The organism is Pandoraea anhela, assembly GCF_902459655.1.
GTDB lineage: Bacteria > Pseudomonadota > Gammaproteobacteria > Burkholderiales > Burkholderiaceae > Pandoraea > Pandoraea anhela.
In genome coordinates, this window is record NZ_CABPSB010000001.1 from 453,243 (window position 1) to 467,072 (window position 13,830).

Annotated in this window: 15 protein-coding genes and 1 tRNA gene; 6 read left to right on the forward strand and 10 right to left on the reverse strand. The window is 62.0% G+C overall.

Going from position 1 to position 13,830, the window contains the following annotated elements; genetic code table 11:
- Window positions 1-266 precede the first annotated feature (266 nt).
- Window positions 267-542, forward strand: a complete 276-nt coding sequence (locus PAN31108_RS01875) for a hypothetical protein (RefSeq protein WP_150667196.1) — start codon at window positions 267-269, stop codon at window positions 540-542.
- Between the two features lie 88 nt (window positions 543-630).
- On the opposite strand, the gene sctC is transcribed toward PAN31108_RS01875, so the two are convergent.
- Window positions 631-2,730, reverse strand: a complete 2,100-nt coding sequence (gene sctC, locus PAN31108_RS01880; protein ID WP_150667197.1) for a type III secretion system outer membrane ring subunit SctC — start codon at window positions 2,728-2,730, stop codon at window positions 631-633.
- Window positions 2,723-4,147, reverse strand: coding sequence for a helix-turn-helix transcriptional regulator (locus PAN31108_RS01885; protein ID WP_174994800.1), 1,425 nt, complete (start codon window positions 4,145-4,147; stop codon window positions 2,723-2,725). The genes sctC and PAN31108_RS01885 overlap by 8 nt, the downstream gene beginning before the upstream one ends.
- A gap of 228 nt (window positions 4,148-4,375) precedes the next feature.
- On the opposite strand from PAN31108_RS01885, the gene PAN31108_RS01890 reads away from it, so the two are divergent.
- Both PAN31108_RS01890 and PAN31108_RS01895 read left to right on the forward strand, forming a co-directional pair.
- Window positions 4,376-5,107: a winged helix-turn-helix transcriptional regulator gene (locus PAN31108_RS01890; protein WP_150667199.1), complete on the forward strand. Its 732-nt coding sequence runs from the start codon at window positions 4,376-4,378 to the stop codon at window positions 5,105-5,107.
- Between the two features lie 463 nt (window positions 5,108-5,570).
- The gene (locus PAN31108_RS01895) at window positions 5,571-6,728 is read left to right on the forward strand and encodes a hypothetical protein (protein WP_150667200.1); all 1,158 of its coding nucleotides are present in this window, start codon (window positions 5,571-5,573) and stop codon (window positions 6,726-6,728) included.
- A gap of 64 nt (window positions 6,729-6,792) precedes the next feature.
- Here PAN31108_RS01895 and azu read toward each other — a convergent pair whose 3' ends face one another.
- Together azu and PAN31108_RS01905 are read right to left on the reverse strand one after the other, a co-directional pair.
- A complete protein-coding gene (gene azu / locus PAN31108_RS01900) occupies window positions 6,793-7,353 on the reverse strand; it encodes an azurin (RefSeq protein WP_246183724.1) in 561 nt (186 codons plus the stop codon).
- 226 nt (window positions 7,354-7,579) lie between these two features.
- Window positions 7,580-8,278, reverse strand: a complete 699-nt coding sequence (locus PAN31108_RS01905) for a hypothetical protein (RefSeq protein ID WP_150667201.1) — start codon at window positions 8,276-8,278, stop codon at window positions 7,580-7,582.
- 212 nt (window positions 8,279-8,490) lie between these two features.
- Between PAN31108_RS01905 and PAN31108_RS01910 the strand changes: the two genes are divergently transcribed.
- Together PAN31108_RS01910 and ndhC are read left to right on the forward strand one after the other, a co-directional pair.
- Window positions 8,491-8,805 carry a DMT family transporter gene (locus PAN31108_RS01910; RefSeq protein WP_150667202.1) on the forward strand — a complete coding sequence of 105 codons (315 nt, stop codon included), beginning with the start codon at window positions 8,491-8,493 and terminating at the stop codon, window positions 8,803-8,805.
- 103 nt (window positions 8,806-8,908) lie between these two features.
- Window positions 8,909-9,268: an NADH-quinone oxidoreductase subunit A gene (ndhC, locus tag PAN31108_RS01915; protein ID WP_150667203.1), complete on the forward strand. Its 360-nt coding sequence runs from the start codon at window positions 8,909-8,911 to the stop codon at window positions 9,266-9,268.
- 186 nt (window positions 9,269-9,454) lie between these two features.
- Here the strand turns inward: ndhC and PAN31108_RS26265 are convergent, their stop codons facing one another.
- The 6 genes from PAN31108_RS26265 to PAN31108_RS01935 form a co-directional block, all read right to left on the reverse strand.
- Entirely contained in the window at window positions 9,455-9,628 is a 174-nt protein-coding gene (locus tag PAN31108_RS26265) for a hypothetical protein (protein ID WP_174994801.1), read from the reverse strand.
- Window positions 9,629-9,667: 39 nt separating this feature from the next.
- A complete protein-coding gene (locus PAN31108_RS01920; protein ID WP_150667204.1) occupies window positions 9,668-9,847 on the reverse strand; it encodes a hypothetical protein in 180 nt (59 codons plus the stop codon).
- A 173-nt stretch (window positions 9,848-10,020) separates the two neighbouring features.
- A complete protein-coding gene (locus tag PAN31108_RS26270) occupies window positions 10,021-10,170 on the reverse strand; it encodes a hypothetical protein (protein WP_174994802.1) in 150 nt (49 codons plus the stop codon).
- Window positions 10,171-10,478: 308 nt separating this feature from the next.
- The gene (locus PAN31108_RS01925; RefSeq protein ID WP_174994803.1) at window positions 10,479-11,843 is read right to left on the reverse strand and encodes a HipA domain-containing protein; all 1,365 of its coding nucleotides are present in this window, start codon (window positions 11,841-11,843) and stop codon (window positions 10,479-10,481) included.
- Between the two features lie 299 nt (window positions 11,844-12,142).
- Complete coding sequence (locus PAN31108_RS01930; RefSeq protein ID WP_150667206.1) at window positions 12,143-12,367, reverse strand: hypothetical protein; 225 nt, start codon at window positions 12,365-12,367, stop codon at window positions 12,143-12,145.
- 188 nt (window positions 12,368-12,555) lie between these two features.
- Window positions 12,556-12,642 (reverse strand) — tRNA-Leu (locus tag PAN31108_RS01935).
- A gap of 294 nt (window positions 12,643-12,936) precedes the next feature.
- Between PAN31108_RS01935 and PAN31108_RS01940 the strand changes: the two genes are divergently transcribed.
- Window positions 12,937-13,821, forward strand: a complete 885-nt coding sequence (locus PAN31108_RS01940; RefSeq protein WP_150667207.1) for a squalene/phytoene synthase family protein — start codon at window positions 12,937-12,939, stop codon at window positions 13,819-13,821.
- The last annotated feature ends 9 nt before the right edge of the window (window positions 13,822-13,830 follow it).

Below are 13,830 nucleotides of genomic sequence, written 5' to 3' on the forward strand. Positions count from 1 at the left end.
ACCCACTGCGCACCTGGCGGCCTGATGCGATTATCGGAAGCGCATTTTTGTGTTCACGGCGGGAATGCGAACTTTGCGACGCCCCGACGAAAGGTGAAGAAAGCCGGCGAGGTTTCACGGAACCTACTTGATAGGAATACTGACCAGCGGGCATTTGCGATGAGAGCCCCCTTCGCTATGCGCCGCGCTGCTTCGCCTCCGGCGCATCGATTGCCCGGCAGAAGGCTACGCTGCAACCTCCTCCACGTCCCCTGTAAGGAGTCACCGTGAGAATTTCGGGAAATCACCCTTCGTCAACGCATCACTCCGCACCGCCGGAACCGCATGGCCCGTCGGGCAGTCACCATGGCCCGAGCGGCGCGCATGGCGGCAAGCCCAACGACTCCGGCATGGATATTCCGCCCTTGGGTGGCAAATCGGGGGGCGGCAATAGCGAAGTGTCGCAGGCACTCGATCAGATGATGATTCAACTCGGTCAGCAGATGCTGAGTAGCGGCAAGAAGTGGGCCGCTCAACTCAAGGCGGAGAACAACGACGGCTGATCGATGTCGCCTGATGTTGAGAGACCGGCATTAACACGTCGGTCCGTGGCCAGCAGGTCACGGACCGACGCGTCGTTACCCGACCGGTTCAACGAACCGGTAGCGGCACCGTACCCACCGAACTGGCGGGCAAACTGGTAGGAGCATCGGTCGGCAACCCGACCGGCGTCACCGCATCCGAGGCCGGATCGCGTGGCGCGACGACCACCGGCGGCACGCGAGCCGCTGCGGCGCCGGCCGCGGACGCGGCAGCATCGAGACCTCGACGACCGTCCTCGAGACCGCTCTGCACCGCACGCTGCAACGACGCCGCACGCAGCTTATCGGCTTCAGCCGTACGCGCGGCCTCCTCAAGCGAGCCTTGCGGCGTGATGATGCGCGGCGTCAGGAGGAAAAGACGCTGCATCTTCTTCGAGGAATCGTTGCTGTACTTGAACAGGCCGCCGATCCAGGGAATCTTCGAGAGGAACGGCACGCCCGAACCTTGCTTCTCGCTGGCATCGACCGCATAACCGGCGATCAGCAGACTCTGTCCCTCGTTGATCAGCGCTTGCGTGTCGATCGTGCTGTTCGTCACGACAGGCAACGTGCCGACCTGATCGCTCGTCACCTTGCCGTCTTCGATATGCACGCTCAGGCGAATGTGCGACGCATCACCCTCTTTCACGACCGTTGGCAGTACCCGCAGCGTGACCCCGGCGGAAATGCTGTACAGATCCGACGACTGATAGCCCGGCACCGGCACATAGAACGTCTTCTTGCTGTCCATCAACGCTTCCACGTTATCGAGCGTGGCGACCTTCGGACTGGCGTTGATGGTGGCCTGATCGGTTTGCGCGAGCGCGTTGATACGCGAGAGCAGATAACGCCCCGTGTTGCCGAGCACCGCCGTGAAAACGCCCCCCACCGGCGTTGCCAGCACGCTGGTCTGCCCGGAGACGTTCGGGTTGCCGAAGCCCTGCGGGTTGATGGAGTCGGGGAAACCCGCCTGCTGATTCAGGCCGCTGCCCGTCTCGAAGTCGAAATGACTGTTATGAAACCGCCAGTCGATGCCGAGCGACTCCAGCGCCGAGTCGGAGATCTGGATGATGCTCGCATCGATCTCGATGACGGCCGGACGCGTATCCAACGACGCAATCAACGCCTCGAACGCCGGCATGGCGTCGGGCCGCGCCCTCACGAGTACCGCGTTGGTGCGCGGGTCGGGGCGCACGATCGGACTGTCGAATCCGGTGACGTCGCTCTGCGTGTTCGCCGGCGCCCCGGCAGTCGGCGAGGGGTAGTTCGCCGCGTTCGCCGCATTGCCACCATAGTTGCCGGCGGGCAGCGAACCGGGCATGCCCGGCGGCAACGGCGTCGTCGGCGCGGCAGCGCCCGGTGTGCCGAGCAACCCTGGCAGACCGGTCGTCCATCCGCCCGGTCCCGAAGCGGGCGTGTCGCGACGCGGTGCACTCGGGCCATTGGCGCCCGCCGCCGCATTGGTCATGCGCTTGGCGTCCGAGCGATTGCCTTGCGCAGTACGGGCCACCGGCGTCTGCGCATCGTAGAGACTGCGCAGAATCGAGGCCACGCCCAGCACCGAAATCGACTCGCCGTCCAGATTGATGACGTGATCCGCCGCCCATGCATATCGCAACGGGAAGACCCTCACCACCTGTCGATCCTGCGACTGCGAATGACTCTGGTCGACGAGTTTCGCTGCGTTCGCGACCAGTTCGACGAAGTTCGGCGGACCGGAGACCAGCGCCGCATGCGCATCGTCGTCGTACCGTACCGGAAAGCGGGGATCGGCGATCCCGAGCCGGTCGAGCGTACGGCGCAACTCGCCGGGTTGCGCCGCCCCCGTGCCGATCGTGGTGCTAACGATTTCGTCCGGAGAATACAGTCGCAGCACGGAGCCGTCGAAGTACCAGATGAACCCGAAGGTGCTGGACAGCCGCTCCAGCAATTGCTGGGGGCTGGCGTGAAAACGCCCCGTCACACTGCCCTGCACCTTCGGCGAGACCCAGACGGCCACACCGCTGCTGGCGCCGATGTCCCGAATGGCGTCCCGTATGTCCTTGTGCTCGGCCGCATAGTCGATCATCGTGGTTCGCCACGGAATGATCGCTGCGGCCGCGCTCACGGACACCGCCATCAACACACTTGCCGCGCAGCATTCGAACAGCCGGCGTGCGCACTTATGCATTGATCGTCTCCGACGGCGATTCGTCGAACTGCTTGCGGTAGCTCTTGACCAGCGCCGAGCGGCTGGTCACGCCCCAACGGTTGGCGGTCCCCAGCACAGAGCCGGTCACGCTCGCGTCGTCCATCAGATCGCTGCGAATCCCCTCGAGGCGAAGCTTTCGGATCAACGCGCCGGGCGACATGCCCAACGAGCGCTTGAACACCATTTGCAGCGCACGTTCGGTGACGTTGACCTGCGCAGCCACTTCACGCGTCGTCAGTTCGCTGTGCGCGATGTGCTCGACGATGTAGCGGTAGGCCTTGCGATACTTCGCCGGCAGGCGCGCGGCGATGTCGTCGCCACGGGCGAGTTGCGCCGCATCGGCCTGCGGATCGAGACTGCGCGCCGGCACGATTTGCGTGCGCAGGCAATGCAGCGCCTGCAACGTGTAGGTCGTGTAGAGCGACATACTCTGATGCACCTGCCCGCGCTGAAACGCAAGCTTGGCGTTGACATAAAGCCATTCGAGGTCCGAGTGGCGCGCGGCGGTCTGGATGCTGCGCGCGCAGTTGGTGTCGTACAGCCGCAACGCCAGGTCTCCCTGACCACCGGCGAAGGCCGCCAGCACGACATTGAGCTTCATGTGCATCACCATCTGCGGACTGCCGCAGCCGCGCATCGTCTGGAGCAGTTCGTTGAGCGCTTCGACCTGACTGCGTGCGCCGTCGGCCAACTCGCGAAGATGGCGCATGTAGGAACGATACCTACGTGCAAGTACGCCATCCACCTCGACAGAAACGGAATTGATGGGCGACAATTCATTCCCGTTAACGGAATCATTATCCTGCATTGACGCCGACAACGGTTCCGCACTTAACCACGCGGATTGCCAGAATACGTGATCGGATAATGCGGAAGAGCGGCGAATTCGGGTATGAAGCGTTATGTCGGAGATAAGTAACGAAATAATCGATCGCCAAATCGGATTTAAATCACCGACCGATCGGTCGGCTCTGAGAAGGACCTGCATCGCGGCATGCGGGCGGCCCAGCCGATGCTCAACGATGGCAAGGCCAACACGCGCTTCAATCTCCTGTTCGGCATCTGTCGCGCGATCGCGCACGATGCTCACGAAGCAATTGCGCGCCACCGCGAAGCGATCACGCAGCAGCGCCTGCCAGCCGGCATTGCGCGCGGACATCAGACGCAGCGCATCACCGCCGGCGCGGCAGCTGCGCTGGGCGCGCGCGTAGCTCTGTTCGGCTTCCTCGTCGAGTTCGCGCAGCGCCTGGATATCGGCGAGCGCGCAGAGATTCGCGCCGCTCATGTCCTGAAGTTGCTTCTCCTCGTGATCCGCCACGCCGCACACGGCGGCATAGGCCCGAGGCCAATCGCCCGAGAGAAGGGCTTCCGCGCTGCGCGGCAGCGTCTCGCGCATACGCGCGCTGGAGATCAAAGCGAAGTAGATCCGAACGTTCATGGCTTTCGCCTTCTGTTGAGTTGGGGGGTGACTCAAAAAGTAAATCCCCCGACGTCCGGAAATTCTCAACAATCTGATGCGAAATCTTCACTTTTCAACGTTCGTCTTCAAGTGTTTTTCAATCAAAGGACTACGACCTGACCAGAGACATCAGGCATTTAAAATGGTTGGCAATTGGAAAATCCGATGAAGTTTGCAATCTTGACGCGAGACTTTGCGCTTTATGAAGCCGTTCGCAACAGCTTTGAAGTCGACGGCGCGTGCCACCACTTCACCGACGCCGAGCAATATGCCGCTGCCGCTTTGTCTGCGAGCTACTGCGCGATTCTCGTCGATGCTTCGTTGGGGCCGGGCGACATGCAACGCGTGCTCGCCCGACGCCGAGGTGGTCGCAGCGAGGGCGTGCCGGTCATCAGTATGGCAACGCCCGCGTGGATGCTGGATTTCGCATTTCGCTCTGGATGCGATGATGTCGTTATGTACCCGCTGGACGTCAACGAGTTGCATGTTCGTCTCAGTCTGGCCATGCAGCGCCGTGCCAGCGCTACCGCAGCGCGTAGCAGCGACATTCTGGAAATTGGCGCCTATGTCGTCGACCGGGGGCGCGATACCGTGACCGTGCAAGGCGTGGAGGTGGTGCTCACCGCTCGCGAATTCGCGGTGGCGTGGCTCTTCTTCAGTCAGCCGGAAGTGCGCATCAGCCGCCAGGAGATCGCGGGAGCCATCTGGGCAAACGACGAGGGCGTTGTGGGACGCAGCATCGAGCAGCATGTCTACAAGCTGCGCAACCGGCTCGGATTGCGGGGCGACCACGGGCTCACGTTACGCACGGTCTACGGCGGTGGATACACGCTGGAGCGGCAGGGGCAGCGCGTCGAACCCGCGCAACGCAACACCGGGAGTTTTGCACCGGCCTGACCGAAACGTTGTGTGCAATGGCGAAGTCCACATGCGCGTCATCACTGCCGCGCGGTTACGCTTCGGATACCGCGGGGCCGAATATCACCTGATGTCGGCCGGCGCGCGGCAATGAGCCGTGCGCTTTCCGCATGTCCCGACGCTCAGTGAGATCGCCATGCCGCCAAGATTGCCGCGCGCCCTGCCGCCCACGTTAACGTCCGTCATTACGGGCGCGAGCAGGCATCCGTCGCCATCGCCCGGCGTGGGCGCACCGCCATCGCAGCCGACGCCTCCGTCACGCCCCAACCCATTGAGCGGACTGAGCGCGCGATCGGCGACGCTCTCGGCATCTGGCGATATCGCGCACGCCACCCCACGACGCAGACCCTTGTCGCAACCGCCACAGTTGTCGTCTCGACCCTCGGCGCGCTTCGCCATGCCGGCGCACGGGTTTGCCCAGGGGGGTGCGCAGCCTTCGTTCATGCCACGTCAAGGGCTCGGCATCATTCCCGTGCCACGCGATGCGCAGGAGGAAGCGGAGCAACTGGCGCTTGCAATGCGCGAGAGCGCCATCGAAGGGCACGAAGCCATTCCCGAACCGCGCAATGCGCACGAGGAAGCGGCGCAGCTGGCGCTCGCGATGCGCGAGAGCGCCATGGAAGGACATGAAGACATTCCTACTCCGCACAATGCGCAGGAGGAAGCGGCACAACTGGCGTTCGCGATGCGCGAGAGCCGTATCGAGGCCATGTTGTCGAGCCTGCCGTCGGAGTTGACGATCACCGCGCGTATGGAAGCCGAGTTCGATTTCGAGGCTTTGCCCGATGAACTCAAAGCGCCTTATCTGGCCATGGGAAACGAAGGCAAACTCAAGTTTCTCGAAGAAGTGATGGCGACGCGTTCGCATACCGGCCCATTGCGAGAGGCCATTGCGGAACACGGTATGCGCATCGTGCCCAACGACGGACGCACACCGAACGGCATCAACAACTGCTTCATGCTCTCTGTGCTGGAACATGTCGAAGGGCTTGATCGTTCGCAGCATGCAATGCTCGCCGATCACTTCCGCGACATCCTCGTATCGACGCCAGGCACGGACGCGAAACCCGACGAGCCGCTGAGCGCGGGCGGTGCAGCGGCAAAGCAATTTGTCCACCTTATCAACAGCGATCCGTCCGTGAAGCCCAAGCTCAACGTCGAGGTACTGTCGATGGTCGGCGGGCATCTGATCCGGGACCGTATCGACTCCGGATTTGCCAACGCAAAAACCGTCCTGGTCATCGATCACGGCGGGCATTTCGAAGCGGTTTGCGACGTAGCGCCGACGCCTGAACCGGCGGACGTGCCGCCGCCCTATACCGGAGGCAACGCGCAACATCCTGGCACAGCCTCGCCCACCGCTGCGCCGGAAGACACGCCGCCGCCCTATGCCGAGGAAGATCCGTATCGCCTCGGCGTTGCGCCGCAAATGCAGCATCAGGCGCCGCCCCCGTCGCATCACGACACGCCGGAAGCCTCGTCCGTGCCGGACTTTCAGCAAAGCCACATCGGACAACTACATCTCGAAGTTGCACGCGCCTTCCACAAGGCACGTACGGCTCTGGGCGAGGCGCTGCGCAGTCTGACCAGCCTTACATGATGGGGTCGGGCGTACTGCGCGAGCGGCAAAAGCGATAATAGTAAGGTCAGCGAGGTCAGCGAGGTCAGTCGATGGACAACGCCCCGCGCATCATCGCCGCGTGAGCGGGGAATGAGCAGTAGTACGTATAGTCGGTACCGCGCGAGAGTGCCGACACATCGAACGTGACCGATGTGCGCTGCCCGCCGCCGATCATGGCCGTTTTGGCAATCACACGGTCGTCACCGGGCTTGACCCAGTCGTTCTCCGCCCCCGCGGCGAGACCATCGGCAACCGTGGCCTGAATGTCGTCGGCGCGCACCAGCACCCAGTTATGTCCGGCCGCAGCCTTGGGCTTCTTCCCGGTATGGATCAGTTGCACGGTCAGTGTCTTGCAACTCGACGGCACGCTGATGTGCGCAGGTGAGAACTGTTTCCCGGGGCGGCCCTGCACATCGATTTGGCAGGCGTCACCGACCGCTTTCGCTACGGCCGTAAGCGCCTCGGGAGCTGGCGACATCGCCGACATGTCGGCGTGATCCGCCCCCTGTGCGAGAGCGGCGACAGGGAGGTAAAGACAGGCAAGGCATGCGACGTTGAGCACACGCGAGCGCATGCTTGGGAACTGGGATTTTGCCGACAACACGATCTCTCCAAACAAAACGAAGGCATTAGCGAATCTGCTGACGGGTGCGTCTGCGTTGCAACGCATGGCAATGCATGGGAACGCAAAAATCGGAATGCGAATCAATCACAACCGAACCACACCCGTCTGCGACGATATCGCCCAATTGCATTGGGAGTTTGTTGATCGTCCGGAGATTTGTATTGGTTTGTATTGCCGCGCGACTGCGCCCCGGCGACTGCCGGTGTCAGACGACGGCCATCGATAGTGCGAACTGGCGCACGCTGTGCGGGATACCGGAAAGTTCGGAAGCGTCGGTACCGCACGCCTCGCGCTCGTCACGCGCCTCACGCTCGGCACGCGGTGCGTTGCCGAGCGCGTCCGGGCGACGGGCAGTTGTCGACGTCGTGCCCGTCTTCCTGGAACGGGCACGGCAAACGAGTCGGATGTCGGGTACGAGTTCGCCCGGGATGGGCACGTCGTTGGCGAGAATGCTGCGCATGCCGGCGAGTACCCCGGCGGCATCGACCTCCTCTTCTCTCGCACGCACCATCAATGCTTCGATGGCGGAGATTTCCGCGCGCGCCGACGCGAACGGCGCTGCGCCCGAGCGTCCGATGTAGTCGGCGAAACTGTCTCGCAGCGCCGCAAGCGAATCCGAGTAGCGACGTGTGCAGAGCACGCGGGCGAGCAAGCCGTTTTTGACGAAGACGTCGACCACGACGGCGTCGACGAAATGGTGGTGTTCGGCGATCAGTTGATCTAGCGTGCCGCGACGAAGGTCAGGGATGGCGCGTTCGGCGACACGAGCGACGGAGGTGCGATATCGGGCGCGTAGCGCCACATCTCGTCTGGCCAGACTTTCGAGTTCTTTGCGGGACTTGTCCATCGCAGCGGCGAGCCGTTCGATGGCGTCGCGCATGTCCTGACTTCCGGGGTGCGCCATTCCTGCTCCGACAACGCTGGGTGCGAGACGCATCCGCAACATGCCGATGACACCTCCGATCACCTGTCGCCATCGATGCTACCGGTCAATTGAGGATAAATCGTGGAGAGATTGCGCAGAATCGCGTGAAATCGTATAGTGTCGGGCGTGAGGACGACCTCACCTGCGGACGATACATTCCGGGACGGCCCGGCTCTTTTACGGAGAGCCTTATGGCCTGGATCTATCTGATGCTCGCAGGTGTACTCGAAGTACTTTGGGCGTATACGATGAAGCAGTCTGCCGGCTTCACGAAACCGCTCCCTTCTCTTGTCACATTCGTGACGATGGCCGCCAGCTTCGGTTTGCTGTCGGTTTCCATGAAATCCCTTCCGCTAGGCACGGCCTACACGATCTGGACCGGCATCGGCGCCGTCGGCGCGTTCGTCGTCGGTATCGTCATGCTCGGCGAACTCGTGAGCGTCGCGCGCGTTGCCGCCGCCGTGCTGATCGTCAGCGGACTGGTTCTGATGAAACTCTCATCGTAAAACGCAGTCCCTTCTCATGGTTTATCCGACCGGCGAGGCGATTGCGCGATGCTCGTTTTGCGTGCGCCCCAGCCGGCCTGCATTTCCCTAACGTGGTCGCTCGATGGACGTCTCCGAATACTATCCGGTCCTTCTCTTTCTCGTCGTTGCCTTGCTTATCGGCGCGGGCTTGCTGGTCGTTGCCAAACCCATACGTCCGGACCGGCCGGACGACGCCAAAGGTTCCCCCTACGAATGCGGCTTCAACGCGTTCGGCGACGCGCGCAAACAGTTCGACGTGCGCTTTTATCGTGTCGCAATATTTTTCATCATTTTCGACATCGAACTGGCCTTCACCATCCCGTGGGCCGTGTCGCTTCGTGAAGCGGGCATGGTCAGCCTCATCGCCATGATCGCGTTTCTGGGCGTGCTGGTCCTCGGTTTCGCATATGAGTGGAAGAAGAAGGCGTTCGAGTGGGAGTAGGCGCGGCGTACCGCTCCCTCGCCCTTACGGCTAGGCAAATGCCCATCGTGCCGATACGAGATTCGTCGCGCCAGTCACACAACGTTTGCGGGAACCGTACTGCCTCGCGCTTCGGTCGATGCGCCCCTGCTGCCATGCCACGCCGGTGCACATGGCTTCTAGATCGGCCTCTTGCGGCTTCCCTCTTCACTCCGCCCTCTTCTCCCTTCCGGCTTCCGGCTTCACGCCTCCCGCTTGCGGCACGGCGCCCCGATCCGGCGAATGCTCGATGTGGCCGAGGTATTCCAGCATGATTTCGGCGGGCTTCTCGCCGTCCTTGCCCGCAAGCGCCCGAACGATTCCTTCAGGCGCGTGCGGCACGCCTCGGCACATCCCATGCCCGCGCGACGTTGGGCTGTGCTACGAACCAACCCTTCTCGGATACATCTGCACGATCGGCTCGTAAGCCAGCTTGCTCAGCGCGTGCCGGACACGCGCCCGGTTCGCATTGAAGATCGCCGTCGGCCGCTGCTCCGGCGGCGCGAGGTGGATCCGCTCGTAGCTTTCCTCGCTGATGCTTTCGGGGGCGGTCGACTTCAACGTCCTGTCGCGTCGCTGTCGAGAGGTTCTCGGCATGGTGGGAGCGGTCAACCCCAGGCGCGGACGGCGGGAAGTCTGGCAGGCGCGCCGCAAATCGCGGCGCGCAAAAGAAAGAGAAAGCACTTCCGACGCGCAAAGCGCGCGCCAGCCCGAGGTCCACGGTACCGCTAGTGTCAGCAATTGCCCTTCTTCGCTTGCCCCGGCGGGCAGAACCCGTTACCGGGGCCGCCGCGACCACCATGCGGACCATCGTCAGGAATGTACACAGCGCAACTTGCGAGCAGCACTGTGCTGGCGAGAAGCAGGAATGAGAATTTGCGCATTTGCGATGGGTCTCCTGACAGTCGTGAAATGGATGGCGTGCCTGCGCCATCAGGCCACCATTTTACCGCTCGGAGGGCGCTCCCCTCGCAAGCGCACCAGACCTCACAGGGCGACATTGCGCCGCCCCTTGATTCCCCGCAACGATGGCCCCGACACGCACACAGCGTCGGCCGACACCCCGCCCATTTGGATGCCGAGAAAAAACGTCCGAGATTGTCGCTGGAATTGGGGGAACCAAAATCATGATCTGCCCGAAGGCGCGTTAGCGGGTCCAGTCGGACTGTCACCGACTGGACATGTTAGACACTCAATCGGCGCGCTTCGCTTCGGCAGGAATTAGCGGGGCGACAAAGTCTTTCGCAACAGCGAGGTTCTTCGTCGCGAGATCCTTAAACTCGTTCGGGATCGGCAGCGAACAATCGCCTTGCTGCACACGTTCCCAGAATGTCTTCGCAGCGGGATATGCCCTACCCCAAACGTTTGGCTTTGCGCCAATTGTTCCGATCTTGGGGGTTATGGGCGAAAGGTCCGGATCGATGCCCGCGCCTACCGGTGCGTAGTTCATCGGTAGGATGTCGTACGCGGGAGCCACGCGATCAAACCCGCCTCGCTCGTTCAAGAGCAAAGAAATGTTCTCGAAGTGCCTGTCGCCGTTCCCGATAAGTTCGCTGAATGCCGCCATGACGTGGATCTTTTCCGCTTCGCTTGCCGAGAGATATCTCGCTTGCTCACATCTCGTCGCGAACTCAGACCAGGTGTTTCGCTTCCCGAAGTACTCATCGTCAATCGCCCCCGCCGACAGCATCCCGATGCGGCCGAAGCGTCCGATGCGGTCGAACCGTTGTACCTCCAGAAAGGTATAGCTATCGGTCGCAAGAAGACTGGTCGAAGCGGACGACACCGTCGCGATACTTAGCGACTGAAGGGCAAGATGTTCAAGCGAGAGAAGATCCGCCATGCGACTTCCACGCTTCGCAAACTTCACGATCACATGGCCGACGTCTTCGGTCAGCGAAAGAAACTTGGGTTGCTCGCCGCCAGCACTGGAGCCATAGGAAGCATCCTTGAGCTGATTCGCCATGTCCTGGTAGTGGTCAAGCTTCTGCGCTGAAGGTATTGGTTGCAACCGACGGAACGCCATCTCCCTCTCCAATGACGCGTCGCCGTAGACTAAATCGCCGGGAAGATTCAGCCCGCGAGTGAAGAGATACGCGACACGATGATCGTCGCTCCAATCCCTGAGACTCTCCGGAAACTGCATTTCCAAGGCGACGGCTCGCGCAACCTGCCGTCCCAGAAAGCCCGACGGGGTAGCGAACGTCATATGCGGAGGCAAGCCTTCGTAGAGCGTATTCCGAGAATCTGCGAGTTCGAGCGTCGCCCCGCCAGTCATAAACTCGACTCGGGCACACGGCGCAATCGCGCCGTCAGTTGAGATGCGATAGACGGTCTGACGTGGGGACAACCCGCCAGGAAGCTGACGCAGCGCTCCGTACTTGGGCGTGCGATCCCCCGAAATTCGAAAGCTCGTGAATAGTTCAGGAGCTTCACGAATAGTCCGCGAAAGGGTCGGCTGGCTGATCGACAAATCGGCCATCAGTTCCTGCGCGTTGCGCGGCCCAAGCCTTAGCAGACGGCGAATTTCCTCAATTCGAACAGATTGATCAGCCACGCGACCCTCACCTATGAACCAGTGCATGAATAAATCATGAATAGTTCAAGAATAGCATATGCGCAAATTCAATGCCTTGGTCGTAACTTACCCCCGGTTCACCAGTGCATCTTGTCACGAGAAACGCATAAGACATCAGCGACATTTCCCGCGACGTCGACGCCCCGGAAACTTCACGCATCCGCGCGTCCCGCCAAGCCGCTATATGACTAGGACGAAGATCCGCCAGCTTGAAATCCCCAAACTTCCGCCCGCCGATCACCCTGCTCCCAATCAACGGCAGCCGCAGCTTCTCCCATCTAGCCCCGCTTGGTAGGACTCACCTTCAGCTCATATTCCTTGAGCACATCTCCAACCGTCAGCGTCTTGCTTCCTGAGCCATTGGCAATCGACCGCAGCTCCGTCTCCCGCTGCGCGCTCCAGGCCATCGCGGCCGCCTTCGTATCAAACGTCCGGCTATCGCGCGGACCATCGACCATCACCTGCGCGCGCCAGCCCTTCGCCACCTTTTGAATAGATGCCATTGCGTGGGTAATCCTCGGGTAAAAAATGGGGGATCGGCCACGATTTTAGGTGGGAAGAGGTGAGATTTGGGACGTACTACGAACAATCGGAATCGACGCAAAAATCCCGGCCTGCCTTACCAGCCGGTCATTTGCGAGATATTGCGGGAAGAAGTAAGACCTACAGAACCGATGCCAAAACGGGGAGTTGGTGCGAGGAAGGGGACTCGAACCCCTACACCCTTTCGGGCGTCAGGACCTAAACCTGGTGCGTCTACCAATTTCGCCATCCTCGCAGCCCGTGGGTGTCGGCACTTGGTGAAGGCGACAGCCCGGCATCGGGTCGACGGCATGCACGTGTCCTGTCGGACATGAAAAGGGGCGACTTGTCGCCGCCCCGCTGCACGCGTCAAAGCAGGCGCACATTCTACACGAACCGATATTGACCGGCAATCTCTCCGCCACCATCCGGCATCTCGCGCGTCACTCCCGCGCCCAATGCTAAAATTCGCACCAATTCATGGCAGTTGCCCCGCCGCGCGCCTGCGCACCCGCTTCCGGGCACCTGACCAAACCGATACCCCATTCGCATGCACCCCCACGAGACCGCCGACGATACTCCCGGCACCACCGGCGCCAATAGCTCCCCCGCTCAGGCCAATGCCTACTGCCGCCAAAAAGCAGGCCCGCCCGGATCCGCGCTCTACTACGCCCTGCTCCAACTGCCCCCGTCAAAACGCGACGACGCTTACGCCGTCCACGCGTTCTGTCAGGAAATCGGCGATATTCACTCAGCCGTCCATGACCCCGGCGTCGCTCACGCCAAACTCGATTGGTGGCGCCAGGAACTCGCACGGCTCTTCTCCAGCCATCCCGCTCACCCCGTCACCCGAGCGCTCATCCCGGTCGTCAAACGCCTCAATTTGTCACGCGAAGCATTCGAGGCCGTCCTCCATGGCGCCGAGATGGACCTCTCGCAGATGCGCTATCTCGACTTCGCCGGACTCACCCATTATTGCGACGCCGCCGGCGGCGCACCCGCCGAACTCGCGTCGCATGTCTACGGTTTCGACGATCCGCAAACCCCCGCCCGCGCACGCACCCTCGGTCACGCGATCACACTCGGCCGCCGCGTCTCGGACGCCGGCGTCGACGCGCGTGCAGGCTACGTCTACTTTCCCATCGACGAACTCCAGCGCTTTGGCGTTACCGCCGCCGATCTCCAGAACGGCAAGTATTCGCCCGCCTTCGTCGAGCTGATGAAGTTCCAGCACGCACGCGCCCGTCAGGCGATCGCCGATGCCGCCGCCGCGATCCCCAAACACGACCGTCGTCGACAACGCCCCCTACTCGCCCTCGCGGCGCTGCAACTGGCGCTGATGGATGAAGTCGCCGCCAGCGACTATCAAGTCCTGCACCAACGCATCGACCTCACGCCACTCCGTAAATTCTGGAAGGCCTGGCGCGCCCGCTGAAACAGATTC

What these genes read in the sequence shown, in the direction of transcription:
- sctC (WP_150667197.1), bottom strand. Translation starts at nt 2,730, where the DNA reads ATGCATAAGTGCGCACGCCGGCTGTTCGAATGCTGCGCGGCAAGTGTG.
- PAN31108_RS01885 (WP_174994800.1), bottom strand. Translation starts at nt 4,147, where the DNA reads ATGCGCGAGACGCTGCCGCGCAGCGCGGAAGCCCTTCTCTCGGGCGAT.
- PAN31108_RS01890 (WP_150667199.1), top strand. Translation starts at nt 4,376, where the DNA reads ATGAAGTTTGCAATCTTGACGCGAGACTTTGCGCTTTATGAAGCCGTT.
- PAN31108_RS01895 (WP_150667200.1), top strand. Translation starts at nt 5,571, where the DNA reads ATGCCACGTCAAGGGCTCGGCATCATTCCCGTGCCACGCGATGCGCAG.
- PAN31108_RS01905 (WP_150667201.1), bottom strand. Translation starts at nt 8,278, where the DNA reads ATGGCGCACCCCGGAAGTCAGGACATGCGCGACGCCATCGAACGGCTC.
- PAN31108_RS01910 (WP_150667202.1), top strand. Translation starts at nt 8,491, where the DNA reads ATGGCCTGGATCTATCTGATGCTCGCAGGTGTACTCGAAGTACTTTGG.
- ndhC (WP_150667203.1), top strand. Translation starts at nt 8,909, where the DNA reads ATGGACGTCTCCGAATACTATCCGGTCCTTCTCTTTCTCGTCGTTGCC.
- PAN31108_RS26270 (WP_174994802.1), bottom strand. Translation starts at nt 10,170, where the DNA reads ATGCGCAAATTCTCATTCCTGCTTCTCGCCAGCACAGTGCTGCTCGCA.
- PAN31108_RS01930 (WP_150667206.1), bottom strand. Translation starts at nt 12,367, where the DNA reads ATGGCATCTATTCAAAAGGTGGCGAAGGGCTGGCGCGCGCAGGTGATG.
- PAN31108_RS01940 (WP_150667207.1), top strand. Translation starts at nt 12,937, where the DNA reads ATGCACCCCCACGAGACCGCCGACGATACTCCCGGCACCACCGGCGCC.